This is a genomic window from Desulfomicrobium apsheronum, from assembly GCF_900114115.1.
Lineage (GTDB): Bacteria > Desulfobacterota > Desulfovibrionia > Desulfovibrionales > Desulfomicrobiaceae > Desulfomicrobium > Desulfomicrobium apsheronum.
This window is the reverse complement of sequence record NZ_FORX01000021.1, coordinates 70,271-87,252: the sequence shown is the minus strand read 5'-3', so window position 1 is coordinate 87,252 and position 16,982 is coordinate 70,271. Positions and strand designations below refer to the sequence as shown.

Annotated in this window: 13 protein-coding genes, 1 tRNA gene and 1 pseudogene; 9 read left to right on the top strand and 6 right to left on the bottom strand. The window is 55.6% G+C overall.

The genetic code is table 11. The features are described 5' to 3' along the window. A partial coding sequence (locus BMZ40_RS16555; RefSeq protein ID WP_143075679.1) for a transposase domain-containing protein occupies positions 1-271 on the top strand: 271 nt, incomplete at its 5' end. A 387-nt stretch (positions 272-658) separates the two neighbouring features. Here the strand turns inward: BMZ40_RS16555 and pgm are convergent. Together pgm and BMZ40_RS16545 are read right to left on the bottom strand one after the other, a co-directional pair. Further along, entirely contained in the window at positions 659-2,299 is a 1,641-nt protein-coding gene (gene pgm / locus BMZ40_RS16550) for a phosphoglucomutase (alpha-D-glucose-1,6-bisphosphate-dependent) (RefSeq protein ID WP_092378471.1), read from the bottom strand. Between the two features lie 52 nt (positions 2,300-2,351). Continuing rightward, a complete protein-coding gene (locus tag BMZ40_RS16545; RefSeq protein WP_092378468.1) occupies positions 2,352-3,713 on the bottom strand; it encodes a tetratricopeptide repeat protein in 1,362 nt (453 codons plus the stop codon). 228 nt (positions 3,714-3,941) lie between these two features. On the opposite strand from BMZ40_RS16545, the gene BMZ40_RS16540 reads away from it, so the two are divergent. Together BMZ40_RS16540 and BMZ40_RS16535 are read left to right on the top strand one after the other, a co-directional pair. Next, positions 3,942-4,019 (top strand) — tRNA-Arg (locus BMZ40_RS16540). 209 nt (positions 4,020-4,228) lie between these two features. Next, positions 4,229-5,389 carry a Fic family protein gene (locus tag BMZ40_RS16535; protein ID WP_092378465.1) on the top strand — a complete coding sequence of 387 codons (1,161 nt, stop codon included), beginning with the start codon at positions 4,229-4,231 and terminating at the stop codon, positions 5,387-5,389. 294 nt (positions 5,390-5,683) lie between these two features. Here BMZ40_RS16535 and BMZ40_RS19965 read toward each other — a convergent pair. The 3 genes and pseudogenes from BMZ40_RS19965 to BMZ40_RS20230 form a co-directional block, all read right to left on the bottom strand. Beyond that, a pseudogene (locus tag BMZ40_RS19965) lies at positions 5,684-5,943 on the bottom strand (transposase); the annotation flags it as partial. A gap of 95 nt (positions 5,944-6,038) precedes the next feature. After that, positions 6,039-6,506 carry a hypothetical protein gene (locus tag BMZ40_RS16530; protein ID WP_092378462.1) on the bottom strand — a complete coding sequence of 156 codons (468 nt, stop codon included), beginning with the start codon at positions 6,504-6,506 and terminating at the stop codon, positions 6,039-6,041. After that, positions 6,503-6,862, bottom strand: a complete 360-nt coding sequence (locus tag BMZ40_RS20230) for a double zinc ribbon domain-containing protein (RefSeq protein ID WP_425429370.1) — start codon at positions 6,860-6,862, stop codon at positions 6,503-6,505. The genes BMZ40_RS16530 and BMZ40_RS20230 overlap by 4 nt, the downstream gene beginning before the upstream one ends. Before the next feature lie 712 nt (positions 6,863-7,574). Here BMZ40_RS20230 and BMZ40_RS16520 point away from each other — a divergent pair. Then, positions 7,575-8,660, top strand: coding sequence for a nuclease-related domain-containing protein (locus tag BMZ40_RS16520; RefSeq protein WP_092378455.1), 1,086 nt, complete (start codon positions 7,575-7,577; stop codon positions 8,658-8,660). A gap of 339 nt (positions 8,661-8,999) precedes the next feature. Then, positions 9,000-9,887, top strand: coding sequence for a hypothetical protein (locus tag BMZ40_RS16515; protein WP_092378452.1), 888 nt, complete (start codon positions 9,000-9,002; stop codon positions 9,885-9,887). Positions 9,888-11,155: 1,268 nt separating this feature from the next. Here BMZ40_RS16515 and BMZ40_RS16500 read toward each other — a convergent pair. Continuing rightward, positions 11,156-12,193 (bottom strand): Rpn family recombination-promoting nuclease/putative transposase, encoded by a 1,038-nt coding sequence (locus BMZ40_RS16500; protein ID WP_143075678.1) that lies wholly within the window; start codon positions 12,191-12,193, stop codon positions 11,156-11,158. A gap of 492 nt (positions 12,194-12,685) precedes the next feature. On the opposite strand from BMZ40_RS16500, the gene BMZ40_RS16495 reads away from it, so the two are divergent. The 4 genes from BMZ40_RS16495 to BMZ40_RS16480 all read left to right on the top strand — a co-directional run bounded on the left by BMZ40_RS16495 (position 12,686) and on the right by BMZ40_RS16480 (position 16,723). Further along, entirely contained in the window at positions 12,686-13,603 is a 918-nt protein-coding gene (locus BMZ40_RS16495; RefSeq protein ID WP_143075677.1) for a DUF4123 domain-containing protein, read from the top strand. Beyond that, positions 13,596-13,922 carry a hypothetical protein gene (locus BMZ40_RS16490; protein WP_092378436.1) on the top strand — a complete coding sequence of 109 codons (327 nt, stop codon included), beginning with the start codon at positions 13,596-13,598 and terminating at the stop codon, positions 13,920-13,922. Before BMZ40_RS16495 ends, BMZ40_RS16490 begins: the two co-directional genes overlap by 8 nt. Before the next feature lie 239 nt (positions 13,923-14,161). Beyond that, complete coding sequence (locus BMZ40_RS16485; RefSeq protein ID WP_177193234.1) at positions 14,162-14,998, top strand: T6SS immunity protein Tli4 family protein; 837 nt, start codon at positions 14,162-14,164, stop codon at positions 14,996-14,998. Further along, positions 14,999-16,723 (top strand): alpha/beta hydrolase, encoded by a 1,725-nt coding sequence (locus BMZ40_RS16480; RefSeq protein ID WP_092378430.1) that lies wholly within the window; start codon positions 14,999-15,001, stop codon positions 16,721-16,723. Positions 16,724-16,982: the final 259 nt, after the last annotated feature.

The window sequence follows — 16,982 nt, the reverse complement described above, 5'->3', positions numbered from 1 at the left end:
CGCGGCCGAGAACGCCATCCGTCCCGTGGCCCTAGGCCGTAAGAACTGGCTCTTTGCCGGAGCACCCAAGGGTGCCGACGCCAGCGCCATGCTCTTTTCCTTGGTGGAAACCGCCAAAGCCAACGAGATCGAGCCCCAAGCCTACCTGAAATTCCTTTTCGAACGATTCCCCGCCGCGCAGACCACGGAAGAAATAAAGGCACTCATGCCCCAGCACGTGGACAAATCCCTTCTCCCAAGCCTCCCCAAGCCCAAGCCGCGCAAAAAGTAAAGGCTCCTGCTTCTATCGCAGATCAGGGACGTCCGTGGAAGATGCGGTCGCCTGAGCGCTTACTGTGCGCCAGCCGGTAGTCGTAATCGGCCATGGATTCCCGCCTGCGCGGGAATGACACGATAATCGGCGAAAAAGATGCGCTTTTTTGACAAGGCGGTCCAGACTCCATACTGCCGGGATGCCTCATCGTCATTCCCGCGCAGGCGGGAATCCACTGCCTTTCGTCTGCGCAGCCCTACTGCAAAACGCGGACAAGCCCGCCATCCGCAACCGGACGACGGGCTCGCCCTTGCGAAGAGCGTACGGCTATTTTGAAGGGCGATGTGTAGCCTTCTACATGAGCTCTTCGAAACAGACGTACAGCGCAGTTCGAAGGAACTTTTTTCAGCCGTTGAGGACCCCGTCTACCATGTCCTGGGCCTCGGTCTTGATGCGCTCCAGATGCTCGCGGCCCAGAAAGCTCTCCACATAGATCTTGTACATGTCCTCGGTGCCTGAGGGCCGCGCCGCGAACCAGCCGTTTTTCGTGACCACCTTGAGGCCGCCGATGGCCGCGCCGTTGCCCGGGGCATGGGTGATCTTGGCCAGGATGGGCTCGCCTGCGAGTTCGGCCGAGGTCACCTGCTCCGCCGAGAGCGACGAAAGCAGCTTCTTCTGGGCCATGCCCGCCGGAGCCTGAAGGCGCTCGTAGATGGGGCTGCCGTGCCGCGATTCCAGTTCCGCGTAGATGTCGCCGGGGTCCTTGCCGGTGACGGCGGTGATCTCGGCGGCGAGCAGGTTCAGCAGAATCCCGTCCTTGTCCGTGGTCCAGGCCTCGCCATTGCGGCGCAGGAAGGATGCCCCGGCGCTCTCCTCGCCGCCGAAGCAGCAGGTTCCGGCCAGAAGGTCATCCACAAACCACTTGAATCCCACCGGCACTTCCCGCACTCCGCGCCCATGCGCCGCCACCACGCGGTCGACCATGGAACTGGTGACCAGAGTCTTGCCCACCTGCGCCGAGGGCGACCAGCCAGGACGGTGCGCGAGCAGATAGTCGATGGCCACGGAGATGTAGTGATTCGGATTCAGGAGCCCATGCCCGGCGGTGACGATGCCGTGTCGGTCGGCGTCGGGGTCGTTGGCGAAGGCGATGGAAAAGGAGTCCTTCATGGCGATGAGCTTGGCCATGGCATGGGACGATGAGCAATCCATGCGGATTTTGCCGTCCTTGTCGAGGCTCATGAACATGAAGGCCGGGTCCAGCACCGTGCTGACCACCTTGATGTCGAGGCCGTAATGCTCGGCAATGGGCTCCCAAAAGGGAAGCCCTGCGCCGCCCAGAGGGTCCACGCCGATGCCGATGCCCGCATTCCGGATGGCCTGCATGTCGATGGCGTTTTCCAGATCAAGGACATAGGGACGGATGAAGTCGTGCTCCCGGCACAGGCCCTGCTTCAATGCCCGGGTCAGGGAGATGCGCGGCACTGTGCGGGTGTCTTCGAGCAGTGCGTTGGCCCGCTTCTCGATCCAGGCGGTGACGTCGGTCCCGGCCGGACCGCCGTGGGGCGGATTGTACTTGATGCCGCCGTCCTCGGGCGGATTGTGCGATGGGGTGATGATCAGGCCGTCGGCCAGACCGGAAGCGCGCCCCCGGTTGTAGGTCAGGATGGCGTGGGAGATGACCGGCGTCGGAGTGTAGCCGAAGCCCTGCTGAAAGCGGCAATCGGCGCCGGCCGCGGCCAGAACCTCCAGAACCGTGCGCAGGGCGGGCTCCGAGAGGGCGTGAGGGTCCATGCCCACAAAGAGGGGGCCGTCAATGCCACGGGATGCGCGGTATTCGCAGACCGCCTGGGTGATGGCCAGGATGTGGGGCTCGTTGAAGGACGCCTTGAAAGCGCAGCCCCGATGCCCGGAAGTGCCGAAGGCCACAAGCTGATCCGCCTGTGAAGGGTCCGGAGCCAGGGTGTAGTAGTCGGAGATCAGCCGGGGCACGTTTATGCGCATTGATTCCGGCACGGATGCGCCGGCAAGGGGATGGACAGCCATGAATACTCCTTGTGGATGAAAAAAAGACAACTCGGCCAAGAGCCTTGGCCGATCAGGTGTTATCGTGCAGCGCCTGGGACCGCTTCAGCGCGGACCAGAGCATCTTGTCGTTGGGGTCCAGTTCGTAGGCTTTCTTGAAAAAATCCGTCCCGTTCCGACCCGCTTTCTGAAAGATGGTGCCGATGTTGAAGGCCACGTTCTTGCCCGAAGAAGGCAATGCGGGATCAAGCTTCAGGGCTTTCTCCACCGCCTTGAGCGCCTTGTTCGTCTCGGCGCCTTCGCTGTAGGCCATGGCCATGTTGTAAAGCAGGGTCGCACTGCCGGGCACGACGGCCAGCACGCGCAGGTACTCGGCGATGGCTTCGCGCCATTTGCCCTGTTTGCGCAGGGATATGCCAAGGATGGTCACGGTGGCGATGTCCGCCGCCGTGATGTTGTCACCCCGCAAATCCAGGGCCTTTTTTGAATAGTGGATGGCCATGTCCGGATCGCGGTTGGCGCAGATGTCGGCGATCCTGCTCGACAGGTTGGACAGGAACTCGGCGGCCTCGCGCTGCGCGAGCTGCATCACGTTGCGGAACATCTCCTCGGCCACGGCGGTATTGCCGCGTGCGATCTCGAGTTCTCCGATGTGCAGGATGCGCTGCGTGTTGAGCGGGCTGATCTCGTTCAGGCGGCGCAGGCATTCAAGCTGCTTCGCGGCGTCTCCAGCCTGCTCGTAGAGGGCGGCCAGACGCTTGAGCGGAGCCAGGTAGAGCTCGGCGCTCTTCACGGCCCGCTGGTACATCTCTTCGGCCCGGGAGGTCATGTCGAGGCCCAGATAGGCGTCGCCCTTGATCATGAACCCCACCGCGCTGTCCGGCTTCTGCTGCAGAATGTCCTCGGCCACAAGCAGGGCCTCGCCCCAGCCGCCAGCTTCGAGCAACTTCTTGCCCTTTTCGATGAGCTTGCTGAGTTTGCCCTGGGGGGCGATGGTGAAGGCCAGCTTCTCGCTGAAGGAGGCGACGGAAATGGGCTTGGTGATGATGTTGTGCGCGCCCTGCTCGACCAGAAGCGCGGTGGTGTACTGGTCCACTTCCTGGGTCAGAACGATGAGGCCCGCGCCGGGACACAGCCGCATGATGCGCTCCATGACCTGGGACATATCCGCCTCCGCCGCGCGGCGTTCGAGGCAGATGATGAATTTGGCGTCCCTGTCCTCGTGCAGAAGCTCGAAGAGATCGTCCAGTCGGGTGAAATGATGGAAGGATTTTTTCGACAAGCCCATGCTGTGATAGAGGACCGACTTGATCAGCTCCACAAAGACCGTGTCATCGGTCAAGGCCGCGAATTTCCCCCCGGACAGGGCGTAATCGAAGATCGTGGCTCCGTAGGTATCCTGACCCGGCGCAGAAGCAGCAACGTATGTACCCATCGATTTTCACCCGTTTTGATTCGTTGGCGAGCCTTTCCCGAAATGAGAACTCAGGCAACTGCGCAAGAATACACAAAGCCGCACGGATGTTCAACGCGTTCCTGGGCTCTCCCGGGAAAGAGACGCGGGCCCTCCCGGCCGGAAGCGCCCGCGAAGACATTTTTCAAAGGTTAAATATGCTTGATTTTACCCCCCGCCTCGCCTAATGAATTTGCTCCACAACGGACCGCCCCCATAGCTCAGGTGGATAGAGCACGGGATTCCTAATCCCGGTTAGCCCATGTTCGAGTCATGGTGGGGGCACCAAGGACCTCTAGGTTCCGGACTTCAGTTCGGAACCTTTTTTATGCACCAGCCTCCCTCAGCCAGTAAAATTTGCCATGCGTGTTTTTCGGCATGGATTCAACATGCCGAAATTCGCCATTAAAGATACTTCGATCTAACACTTGAGTTAACATTCTGTTTTCTCTATAAGAAAAACAGAAAATTCAAGATAGGAGCGTGAGTACTTCAACATGCCTACATTTCGCCATTATGATTTGAGCCTGCTCAACCCGGCGTTTGATTCCCCGCTGGTAGATGTGCTGACGGAGCTGGAACACCTGCGCCGTCTTCACTTAGTCGGCACCACGCCTGCGCCGATGTTTTTTCAGCTCAAGCATGTCTTCCACATGCTCGAAAGTCTGGGTTCGGCCCGCATCGAAGGCAATCACACCACCCTGGCCGATTACGTGGAAAGCAAGCTGGAAGGTTCCCAGGAACTTCCGCCCGATCAGCTGCGAGAAATGGGCAACATCGAGGCCGCCATGGCCTACATCGAAGAAAGCGTCCAACAGGGCCATCTGCTGACGGAACATTTCATCCGCGAACTGCATGCCATCACGGTCGGCAGTCTGGAACGCGAGGGCGACGCCACTCCCGGTGCATACCGCCGTCAACAGGTCACAATCGCACGGTCGGAACATCTGCCTCCAGAGTTCCTGCTGGTGCCGCAGTACATGCAGGAACTGGTGGCCTTCATCAACGAGAATCATCCACCCAAATACGATCTGATCAAGGTGGCGCTGGCCCATCATCGTTTCGGCTGGATACACCCCTTTGGCAATGGCAACGGACGTGTGGTGCGCCTGCTGACGTACTCGCTGCTGATCAAATACGGCTTCAACGTCCAGGCCGGAGGGCGGGTACTTAATCCCACGGCTGTGTTCTGCAATGACCGCGACCGCTATTACGCCATGCTGGAAAAAGCCGATGCCGGGACTCAGGCCGGTCTGGAAACGTGGTGCATCTATGTGCTGCGGGGCATTCTGGATGAATTGCGCAAGGTGGATCGGCTGACTGATTTCACCTATCTGGCCGATAACATACTGCTGCCCGCCATTGCCTTCGCCCGGGAACGCGAACTGATCACCATGGCCGAAGCGCGTATTCTTCAGGTTGGAGCGCAAACGGGCATCGCCAAGGCTTCCGACCTGAGCCCGGCCATGCCGGGCATGACATCGGCACAACGCACATATCAGATCAGGAAGCTGGTCGAGCGCAAAATGCTGCTGCCGATCAAGGAAGGTGCACGACAGTACACGCTGGGCTTCAGCAACAGTTTTCTGTTGCGCGGCATCATCCGCGCGCTGTCCGAGGAAGGTTTCATCCCGCCAACACTCAACCGACCCGCATAAGCCATGCTACTCCAACCCGCCCCGAACAAACCGACTTCGTCGAAATCCTCTCGGACTCGGACACAGAACTGTCGATACTTACGCATCGGCGGGAAAAAACCCGTATGCTCAAGCAGGTAATCATACAGGAACTCTTGACCGGGAGGGTACGCCTGCCGTGAAAGAAAATCAGCGACGGGAATGGAATCAAATATATTTATCTCATGGGCGCGATCAGCGCCCTTCAGCAGGACAAGGACGAAGTCAACTTTATGCTCTGGCTGAAGTCCAGATTCTGCGGTACCCATAAGAGTATCACAAAATAATACGCGTCCAATCCCGGTTAGCCCATGTTCGAGTCATGGTGGGGGCACCAAGGACCTTTAGGTTCCGGACTTCGACCATGGTGATGAAATTTTCCACATTCCGATATCTCCTTGCTCTGGCCCTCGCCGCATAAACAGACCGTTGAACCCTTCGAGCCTCGCATTGGTATGCAAGGAATGCGAACGATGAAGAATTCGCGACAAATACCGCTCAAAGCTGGCCAATGCACCGCGCACGGGTTCCAATAGCGTCCTCGAGAAAAGCTAAGGGCAGGCCTGACCCCTTTGCTGCAAATCATCGGCGGCGCGTCGGGGAGTACGCCGAGAGTGCTGTATGTTGCGGTTTAAAACTTAGGGGCAAACTGCTTGCGGATCTTTGAAGGGTGATCTCCGGCGGGGTTGGGCTTTGCACGTTCTTTTTTAAGCTCCCGGTTCAAGCGCTGGATCTCGCGCACATATCTGGTGCGCTCTGCTGGCGTATTGAAACCTGTGCGCTCACGCCAAAGGTGGCGGCGATGACCGCCGGGCCTTGGGCCGTCGTCGATGACGGGCGGCTTGCCCCTCTCTACGTCTTCGACAGACAATGGATTTTTACCCGTTTTGCGTGCAGGCGGGACTAAGGGCGGGAGAGAGCTGCGATAGTCCTCTACGATCTGCCTGTGAACGGCCTCTCTTGCTTCTCGCGCGGTGCGCTCTTCGGCCGTCTCGGAACTGCCCATGTGCTGACCATTCGGGCCGTACATTTTGAAACCTGCGTGGACGCTGGCCGCGGATACGACCAAGGTGATGGCGATGATCGCTATGCGCTTCATGCCGGGTTGTCCTTGTATCGGTATTTGGCGCCACATCCTGGGCATGCTTCTGGCCTGTGCGAGATCTCATGCCCGCACTTGGGACAAAACACAGGACGGTCCGGCAACTCCCTGGTGCATGTTGGGCAAGCGGACGCCTCAAGTGGCGCGTCTGATCCGCAATGGTGGCAATAGCGAGATTTCGGCTTTATGGGGGCTGGCTTAGGGTCTTCGGCAGAGAGCTTGAAATTTTCAACAGTCTTCTTGGCAACCTGCTTGAACCCAACGCCAGATCCGGGCACGCCACCGATACTTGATCCAGACGCATCATACGCCTCGATAACGGAATCACGCGGGACACCTTGTCGCAGCAACATGAGGGCTAGCAAGCGGTTTGTGCGGTTCGTGTTTCGCCAAATGATCAGCGGCGCGATGGAGATACAGATTCCAAGAATGGCGAAAAAAAGCACCCAAACGATGGCAAGCCCACCCATGATCACACCCTCCCCTTTTCCCGCCCCCCTACCACGCTTCTTGCTCACGGTCAGCAAGAAAAGTTGTCAGACAAGCGGACCTGCGCGCCAAGGTACTTTGGCACGCAGGCAACACGAAATGAGGGAAATTTGACGCACCTTTTTCGTGAGCGTTGTCAGTAATGTGGCGGCAATACAGCAAATTCGGGGCATGCGGAGATCAGCGAAAACGCTCTCCATGTTTCCTAATAATCCCGGTTCGCCCATGTTCGAATCATGGTGGGGACACCAAGGACCTTTAGGTTCCGGACTTCAGTTCGGAACCTTTTTTATTTCCCAGCCCCCTCACCTCTTGAATCCATTCAGGGCCACGATCCTCACCGGAATCATACTGTCACACGTCGAAAATAAATACGTACTGACTTTTCTTCAATGTCATACGGCATCCTTCCTTGATCCTTCCAAAATGTGCTGCTAATCAACTCCATTCGCAAATTCTTTATGCATAAGAATTTGTACATCAACAGCCTTTTTATATGAATAAATACGCCGTCCCCGCAGCATTCCTCTCCCTGCCAAGCTCCGCTTTGGCCACCCAATCTTTGACGGAAGGTCCATGATAAGCCCGTTGCTGATTATTTTGGCGATCATCGTTATCGTGATCGTAAAAGGCGTACTGCCTTCAAGATCATTCAAGGGCTGGCTTGGAGAATTCCTAGTGAGACAAACCGTCTCGACTCAACTCGACAAGGATGATTATCGCCAATTCCACGACGTCACCCTCCCCACGGCAGACGGCACCACGCAGATCGACCACATCATAGTCTCAATATACGGCATCTTCGTCATCGAAACCAAAAACATGGGCGGCTGGATATTCGGAGACCCGAACCATCCCAAATGGACGCAGACCTTCGGCAAGAGCAAGAAATCGTTCCAGAATCCGCTCAGACAGAACTACAAACACATCAAGGAACTCGAATCTCTCCTCCAAATCGGAGAGGACAAGCTCTTTTCCGTGGTCGTTTTCGCCGGAGACGCCGAGTTCAAGACAGACATGCCGGACAACGTCATCCACAGAGGCCGACTCGCAAGGCATATCCTCGCCAAGAATACTCCCCTCATGACGGAAAGCGAGGTCCAGCGTATCCTGCTCAAGATAAACGGCACCATGCTGGAACGATCCCAAGAGACATCCAGACAGCACGTTCGCAACCTGAACAGAAAATTCGGAAACAGCGAGGACGAGACGGAGAGGGAACGGCAACTCATTCTGCTGAAGATGGCAGGTATAATTGGGATTTTTCTGATTGTGGCCGTACTCCTGAATTCACCAGAATCGCCCACACATAAACCAGCCGCACCTGCATCGATAACTGTTTCCACGCCGGTGCCAGCGGCTCCCGCGCCTCCCGTAACTCCCTTGGCTCCCGTAGTTTTTCAACGCCACGAACTTCCAAAACCAAAGAAAGTCCCACGCTCAGATGAATATGGAATACTGACGCTTTCGGCGAAGAAGGACACATACGTGACGCTCTACGACACCAAGAACGCCGAGGTGGTCCGCATGGAGATCAGAGAGGGACAGAGCGAAGAGGTTGAAATCAGGAAAGGGTCTTACAAGGCGGAAATTCTGCAGACTGGGAAGAGAGAGGTTTCGACGGTGAGTTTTATTGGGGATACTGGAGTGCTGGAATTTTGATTTTTGACCGGTTCAATGCCAGCCCAATCGAGCTTGTAATTAGGAGAAACAGGGAATATTTAGCAATAAAATTTGCTGTGTGCCCTAGAGAAAAGCCAAAGGCAGACTTGATAACCATACAAAAGGACACCTTTGCATTTCAAAGTTGGAAGTTGCAGAACGTATGGCATTTGAAATAGCGAGTAGAAACACTCCATCAGAATATTTAATTAAAATTATACCTTTAATACAAGAATTTCTCACTGCATGGGTTGAAGAGAAACAAATAAATTTCTCCAGTTGATAGATAAATGCATCACTGAGCTAATTGCCCAAGTGCCAAGGAGGTGCGGCGCAACCATGCAGCCAGAGTATGTAGTCTTGCTAAAAGATGGGTTTGAGCAATATCTAAAATGCTTAGACTCCGATAATTTACAGCCGAGCACGGAACTCCTTCCGTTTGATTTTGATTTTCTGAAGGGACGGAAATGGCATGCGATGGGCGAATGGATGGTTAGCTCTGATCTTCGAGAACTCACGAACCTATTGAATGGATGGAGTTGGACATTAGTAAGTTGGCATGCTTGGAATAACGTCATGGCGACCAATTCCGATAATGCGGCTTGGGAAATAAGTATAGAGTTTGTAGAATCGAAGGCGCACGAGTGTTTGCTCAAACCTAGTTCAATTCGTGATACTTTCACTTCAGTAGTCACTAATGCGCTTCACCAGGCACGCCTTAGCGTTGATGGCTCTTACGAGGACCACCTAGAGGGTGATCCGACCCCGGAAAGACTGAAACCATTGAATCTATCGAGAAAGCAAAAAGAAAAACGGCTTTTTCGGTTAGCGTCTTTTTGGCCTGAAAGTCGTGAATTTCTAGATGCGTTAGAAAAAATCAACACAGAGAGGTACACTAGGGCTACCTATAACTATCGCAACTTAAATAGTCACACGATCGGACCAAGCCTCGGACGTGGATACACTCGCCCGATTACGCGGGCAGTGGTGCCAGCCGATGAACTCGTTCCTATGTCGGATGGAACATTTAAACTTGTTACGGTACCGGGCAAGATGGTTCCGAGCTACGGATTCGGCGGATTGCCCCCATTGGACCTGGAGCAGGGCCGAATTGCGAATCTTGAACAGTACGAGTTGGCACGAGCCTGCTATCTTGAATATAGACGGTTGCTGGAGTCGGTAGTGTCTCAGATCCCCATGGCTGAATCAGCCGAGAGTGACGCTTAAGTTGTAGTAGTTCATACTTGATCTGACAGTCGCCCTTTTAACGGGGTGCAGGTCTGTCGGATTTAGTTCAAGCCAGCGACCTTTTACGAGGGGCTGAGTCTCGGAGACCAACAGTATATTGAAATAATGGATCTTTTTATTCAAAAATGGGCTTGGGGGGGCGTTAGAACGGGATTTTTGTTTGAAAATTTGCGAATTTTATATTCAATAACCTGAAATATAGCAACATAAATCGTTTCTAAGCCGGTAAGTATGCCCATTTGAGCAACTTGGAGGGGTTGTATGTAGTCGATCCAGGCTGAACTGGCTGAGTGGACTGGGTCTGCGACAGGAATTTCGATTATTTCCCGCAAAAGGAACCCCATTCACACTTGCCGCTCCGCCCTCCCCCGATCCCAACCCGAAAGTTGACCAGCACAATGCGTCCAGAGCCAATTACTTTTCCAGCACTGAATTTCCGAACACAACAAACATTTTCTCGTCCCATGGCCCACGGGAACAGCTCGAAACATTCTGAACCTTTGGGCAAAGCCGGACCTTCCCGTCATGTGTGACCAGAATTCCGCGCACTGTCGTTTTGCATTCCCCACTGCCATGCACTGCGCTGGAATCTACAACCGCAACGACACTCCCCTTCCCGGTCCGAACGACCTGCGGTGCCCCGCATGCGTCAACACCGAAGACCGCCCGCTCCGAAAATACGGCGTCAAGCCGGTCCTGATTTTCTCCGTAACGGACCGAGCCATCACTGATGCACACGTCAACCCCGGAAACCTGAACGCATTCAGCCGTGCCTTCGGCCCAGAGCCATCCGGACATAAGCAGGAAGGCCACACACATCCCCACAAAGATATTCATTGCAGCGGCCAAAACCAAACCTCCCCGGACTCTTGAAAATACTCGCCCTACTTGGTTCCATAACCGTTCCAGAGGTCGATGTGGTCTCCCTGTCCGCTGCGGAACCCGCTGAAATGTTTCGACGGTGAGTTTTATTGGAAATACTGGTGTACTGGAGTTTTGATTTTCGATCGAGTTAATGCCAGCCCCCAATCGAACTTGTAATTAGAAGAATCAGGAAATATCTAGCAATAAAATTTACTATACATGCCCTTGACAAAAGCAAACGGCAGATTTGCCCCATGCTGCTCCACTTTGCCTTGATCATCAGTGGATCTGCTGACGGAAGCTCTGAACCGATACGTTGATACGCTAAACGTTATATAGAGATAGATAAGGCATCAATGACAATCTGTTGTATGCGGAAAGGCCTAATATTCGCGGAACACATCCTCGATTGTTCTTGCGTCCAGGATGCGCTCGGCCCAGAGATCGAGTTGCCCGGCCGTGGCGGTGCGCAGACGCTCCTGGGTCTGGAGATCCAGGATGCCCCGGCCGAAGCGCTTGGCGAGTTGGCGCTGGAGCACCGCGTACCGTCCCAGAACTTCGCCTTCCAGCCGTCCTTCCGTCTGTCCCTGCATTCGCCCTTCCGTCCGACCTTCACTGCGTAAACGTTCCGCAAGTGTCATGACTGCATCCTCCTTTCCCGGTCCGAGAGTTTCTCTGACGATAGTGTGCATGACGTCACGGTCGATGTCCATGGTCTGAAACACGTATCCTGCAATGGTCGTCAGCCATTGCAGCGAAGGTGCGTCATCTCCGAGTTCGCGCAACATCCGGAAGATCTCACGCACATGTCGCTCAACGGTCGGTTTGTTCTTGGCCCTCAGGCAGGTCAGCGCCAGGCGCAAGAGGATGGCCCCTTTGATCTCTTCCTCCGAGTCCGGAGAAAAATCATAAAAGGCCTGATCGAAATCCGGCACGTATCGACCAAGGTCCGAATCCGGCAGGTCCATGAGTTCCAGAAGTCTGACGGCCTGCCTGCGGGTTCTGCCGTGATAGACAACTATGGGAAGGATGAGCGGCAAGGTCTTTGCGCCCTTGTTCTGCTTGCGATTAAGCTCCCAGATTTCGAGCATGTAGCGCAACAGTTGCAGCGCGACAAAACGGTCGGGGCTGCTCTTGTGTTCAAAAAGCAGGTACACGTACGCAGATTTCCCGCCCGCAAGCCGAACCGAGTAAAGCATGTCTGAATAATGTTCTCGTTGATCCCCGCCTACAAAGGTGTCCTTGCCGATGGACAGCGTGTCGAGAAGCAAGTGCCTGGTCACGCTTTCGGGCAGGTAGTTGCGAAGAAAGTCCGCAGCCACATCCTTGTGGCTCATGGTTTGACGGAAGAGTGTGTCATGGACGTTGTTGACCGGGTTCATCTCGCAGGCCATACGCTGGCGATCAGGCTGAAACAACACCACTTTTTCCTGCGGCACTCTTCAGGGCAACTGGTACCCCCTCATCTGGATTTACATGTCAATCCCTACACGAAGCGACGGTACCACGATGGAGGCGCGTGTCATTATGACCTACTCGTAACAGTCTGAACCTTCGGGCAAAGCCGGACCTTCCCATCATGAGTGACCTGACCGGACTGGGTCTCTGAGACCGAGGGTGGAAGTCTGCAAGCCGCTTTTTATTTGGTCCGGCATGGGTCCGGCATCGGTCCGGAAAATACTGAATTGACCCAGGCCTCCCCGCCGCCATTGCAATTCCAGCACGTCATTCCTTCCAAGTCTCAGGTAAATTCCTCCTTCGAATCAAGCCAAAATAAGTAAGTTCCACCCTCCCCTTCTACTCATGCCCCCTAATGTCACGCCAATACTTTCGCGTTAATCCAAGTTCTTGGATGCCGTTTCTTTCAGACCACCAACGGACAACACGCAACACGGGAGGCAGGCTTGGAGGACATGACCACAGATTGCGGCACGTATCGTCAGATCGAAAATTTCGATCCGTATCTTCACGAAGCCCTGGACCGGGGGTGCGCGCCATGGCTGATGATCGATCCGCTCTGTCACGAGCAGGCCCTGGCGCAACTCTTCACGGACGAACCGGATGCAGAAAAGACAATCCTGTTTGAGGACACTCCGTTGGCAGCGTCCAAGGAGGCTTCTCCCTGGCTGATCCCCATAACCCGGGAATCTCCCATTCTGCACTGGATCGACGACAACGCAACCCTCGCCTGGGGCATGATCCTCGCCTCAGACGCGCCATTCCCTGAGATTCTGGCCCATCTGCGCAGCCTGCTTCTCGTCAAGTCGGACGGTGAGGATCTCATCTTTCGCTTCTGGGACGGCAGAGTCCTCAGCCGCATTTGCCGCTTACTGCCCAAGGAGACTCCCGTGATCCTGGGCCCGGTGCGCCGCGTCCTGACCCAAAATGATGAAAAAGATTGGGTATGCATCGACAGGGACGAGGACACGCTCATGAAGGCCCGGCTTCAACCTAAACCGGCGCTGCCGTGTCCCTGGTATCGCTTCACCGAAACTCATGAGCGGCTCTTCCATGACCGCCGCCCGGCAATCGTCGCGAGCAACATCAGCGAAGCTCTGCTCCGCAAAAAAATGGAACATGGCCTGGAGCTGCCCCGCAATGAACGCCTCGCCGACTTTGTCACCCGTCACGTAGCCCGAGGGCTGGCTCTCGGGTTGTGGCGGATGGAGGCCCTGGAGCTTTTTGTCCGCTGCAGCCTGCATTACGGGGAGTCGTTTCCGGATGTGCAGGCCAGGCCCGCCCTCGCATCGCTTGCCCGCCAGCCCATCGATGAAAGCTCGGCAATTGCCGCCATGCGTCATGCATTACAACAAGGAGGCCTCCATGACTGATCCGGGAATGTGCAATGTCTGCCCTGCCGTGAAACGCATCGGCTTTGCACTCGAAACGCAAGGGCAAGAACCACCCGTCACCTTTACCCAAAACACGATGCATTCGTTCAGCGTCGCGGCCGATGGCGATGAACGGAACCGTCAGAATGTGAACCTCTTCCAGACCGTGGTCTGGCTGGAGTCGGAGGAAGACCTGCAAACGTCATCAAAGGGATACCCCTGGAGGGACTACACCCACGCGCAGACCACGACGCTTCACCAGACGGACGGCCTCGACTTCATTCACGTCCTGTCCCGGCCAAAGGCCGGGCGGCCATGAACGGGCAGGTCCGGCACGGTGCTTTTGCCAGTGAAGGGACGCCAACCCCTCGTTCGTACCACCACGCCCTGTTCTTCCTTCTCATCCTGACAATTCTATTCTCCGGAGGTTGCCAAGCCATGCATCAAACCACAACGGATCAGCCATCCTGGCCCGTGACCCTGTATCCCGTCGGGCGCTTTCTCTTCCCCGTGCCCAAGGGGCTGGATTTCTTGGGCAGGAGTATCAAGATCAACGACATGTTCATCGAAGAAACCGATTGGGGCGAGGGGGACCGCGCGCAGCAGTTCCGGGATTTGTGGATGCCGGTCCACGACAAGGCCAAAGAACATTACGACCGCTACGTGGAATGGCCGGTCACGCGCGGTGGGTTCGCGTACAAGGACGTCAGAGACCTTTTCGGTCATCCGTCGGTCATGCTCTGCTATGCGGGCAGCGGCGACCACAAAATCGACACGTTCATAGCCCTTCCGGACTTCATTCTGCGCATCAAACAGGAATGTGCCTACGACATCGGGAAGGAATGCATGGACATGGAAGGAGCTACCCTGAACTTCTTCAAGCACTACCACACGGACAAACACAACCTGCCGTCCGACATCTTCTGGACCAACAGGGGTTGGGTGCAGGGGCTGAAGACATGGGATGAAAGCGCCGACGCCTTCGCAAGGCGTGAACAAACCGAAACCGCGCCAAAAATTACGCTGAGTTTGTATGCGTCCATGCTGTCTCAGCCGGATGTACAACCCCCAAAAATTTCCTCATTGCGAAAGGTATTTGAAAGCAACGGCATCGAAATCAAGATATTGCGGTCACGCCCAAGATCCTTTGAAGGGATGTCCGGCCTTGAAGAGGTCTTTATAGGGACCATGAACGAAGACGGTAAAATCCGATCGGAGTTAGCAGCAAAATGGAGCATCCAAGGTGAACCCAAAAATCACGATAGACCTTCAATGACATTGGAGATGGACTGCAGCGCCAGTGTTCAGGACGAAGCATTGCGCATGTGGGATGCCGTGCTGACCAATTTCGCATCCATTCAAGGATGGCATGCAAAAAAGGCAGGAGGAAGATAAATGCGAAATCCAAAACCGAAAATACCCTACGATGATCCGCTCCGACAGGTCAAAACCCCGCGCGAAATGCTCAAGGATCCCCTGTCCACGATATGCGACGCCTGCAGGGATAACATCATTCAGGTCCGCCGCGAAACAATCGCCATCATCTTTGTCCCGGGGATCATGGGATCAAAATTGAAGAGTCAGAAAAACACTACTGTCTGGGACCCGGACGATTCATGGTTCATGGCAAAATCTTACATGAATGCGAAGCCAAAAAAACGCTACGAGCTCCTTATTAAAGATCCTTTACGCCTCATGAACGAAATCACCGACAAACACTCCAAATACCCCAAAGCCAAAGAACGCGGCTGGGGCAGTGTGGCCTGGAGCTTTTACGGCGATCTGCTCACCTCGATCCAGAACTGGGGGACTCCCATCAAGGTGTTGCTGGATCTGCCCGTATACGCCTTCGGGTATAACTGGCTGGATTCGAACCGCGTCTCAGGGGAAAAACTGCGCGCCTTCATCCAGAGCATCAAGGCCAAAAAAGTCATCCTCGTCACCCACTCCATGGGCGGGCTGGTGGCCCGCTACGCCCTTGGCGGCAAAGGCGGAAAAAAAGCCGCAGCCAAGGTGCTCGGGGTCATTCATGGCGCGCAGCCCGCCGATGGCGCGCCCGTGGCCTATCGGCGCATGATTGCCGGGCAGGAGGTGGACGGCTTCTTCAACATCTTCGGGATGCTTGGTGCCAAAGTCCTCGGACCGGACGGGCCGTCCATCACCGCCATCTTCCCCCACGCCGAAAGCGCCCTGCAACTCCTGCCCAGCCAGCATTACCGGACCAACGACGGCAAAAAGCAATGGCTGCACATCCAGAGCTTCGAATCTCCGGATACTCACGAATCCTACCCCAAGGCCGACCCCTACGAGGAAATCTACGCCAAATGCAGCCACCGGGAGTTCTGGGGCATGATTCATGGTGACTGGTTCCAGCCTCAGCCGCTTGAACACACGGCCTTGGACAACATCTTCTACGGCAAGGAAACCGACGCTGATCCCGTATCGACGGCTTTGGCCAGGACATTCCGGAACAGACTTTACCTGGCCCGCGATTTCCACGCTGAAATCGGCGAGTACTGCCACCCGCGCACCATGCAGTTCTTCAGCAGCGGCGGAAACGACACCTGCACGGAGATAAGCTGGCAAGCCAGGGAAGTGACTCTGACCGTGAAACGCCGTCCCGACGCCATGCGCGGAGACAGGGATCGCAGTCACGAATATTACGCCCTGAAGCATATAAAGGAGATCCCGAAACGCAGTCAGGGCAACTACACCGAGGTACGCTGGCTCAATCCCGACGGAACCACGGGAGATGTCGTACCTTGGGATACTCCCTTCACGGAGCTGGACCGGGGCATAAGGGAAGGGCAAAGACTTTTTCTCTTGAGCATGACGCGCTTCGGCAAGAAAGGGCCGGGCATGTCGGACAAGGATATCAGCAACCTTGGCGACGGCACGGTGCCGCGCAGTTCCGCAATCGGCCTCGATCCGGACTGCAACGCTTGGGGCAAGACAATTCACTTGCTCCCGATCTGGAATGAAGCACGGCAACTCCTGATCGCCACGGGCTGCCCCACAACCAGCGAGCATTCAGCGTTCTTCGACAAGGCGGCCATCCAGGCGACCATAAACACCATCCACAATCTCTGCCTGGGCTGGCTCAAGGAAGTGTTCGATTGATATCGAAGGCAACATTAACATGCGAATACGGCACTCTACCAAGCCAAGAAGCAGGGACGCAAACGAACCGTCTGCGGCTGCTTGAGGTCGTCCGGCCCCCGGCCGACCTCATCTTCCTGAACCGCCATGTCAGTGATCAAGCAGTACGTTCGCACAGAGATTTACGGTTCATGAGCGGCAATCCAAACTTTAAAAATGCAAGACGATTCAATTTTTCAGCGCGAAATACTTGCCGTAACCTATTCATTTCGTGTATTCT

Coding starts and splice junctions, on each gene's coding strand:
- pgm (WP_092378471.1), bottom strand. CDS start 2,299: ATGGCTGTCCATCCCCTTGCCGGCGCATCCGTGCCGGAATCAATGCGC.
- BMZ40_RS16545 (WP_092378468.1), bottom strand. CDS start 3,713: ATGGGTACATACGTTGCTGCTTCTGCGCCGGGTCAGGATACCTACGGA.
- BMZ40_RS16535 (WP_092378465.1), top strand. CDS start 4,229: ATGCCTACATTTCGCCATTATGATTTGAGCCTGCTCAACCCGGCGTTT.
- BMZ40_RS16530 (WP_092378462.1), bottom strand. CDS start 6,506: ATGAAGCGCATAGCGATCATCGCCATCACCTTGGTCGTATCCGCGGCC.
- BMZ40_RS20230 (WP_425429370.1), bottom strand. CDS start 6,862: ATGTTGCTGCGACAAGGTGTCCCGCGTGATTCCGTTATCGAGGCGTAT.
- BMZ40_RS16520 (WP_092378455.1), top strand. CDS start 7,575: ATGATAAGCCCGTTGCTGATTATTTTGGCGATCATCGTTATCGTGATC.
- BMZ40_RS16515 (WP_092378452.1), top strand. CDS start 9,000: ATGCAGCCAGAGTATGTAGTCTTGCTAAAAGATGGGTTTGAGCAATAT.
- BMZ40_RS16495 (WP_143075677.1), top strand. CDS start 12,686: ATGACCACAGATTGCGGCACGTATCGTCAGATCGAAAATTTCGATCCG.
- BMZ40_RS16490 (WP_092378436.1), top strand. CDS start 13,596: ATGACTGATCCGGGAATGTGCAATGTCTGCCCTGCCGTGAAACGCATC.
- BMZ40_RS16485 (WP_177193234.1), top strand. CDS start 14,162: ATGTTCATCGAAGAAACCGATTGGGGCGAGGGGGACCGCGCGCAGCAG.
- BMZ40_RS16480 (WP_092378430.1), top strand. CDS start 14,999: ATGCGAAATCCAAAACCGAAAATACCCTACGATGATCCGCTCCGACAG.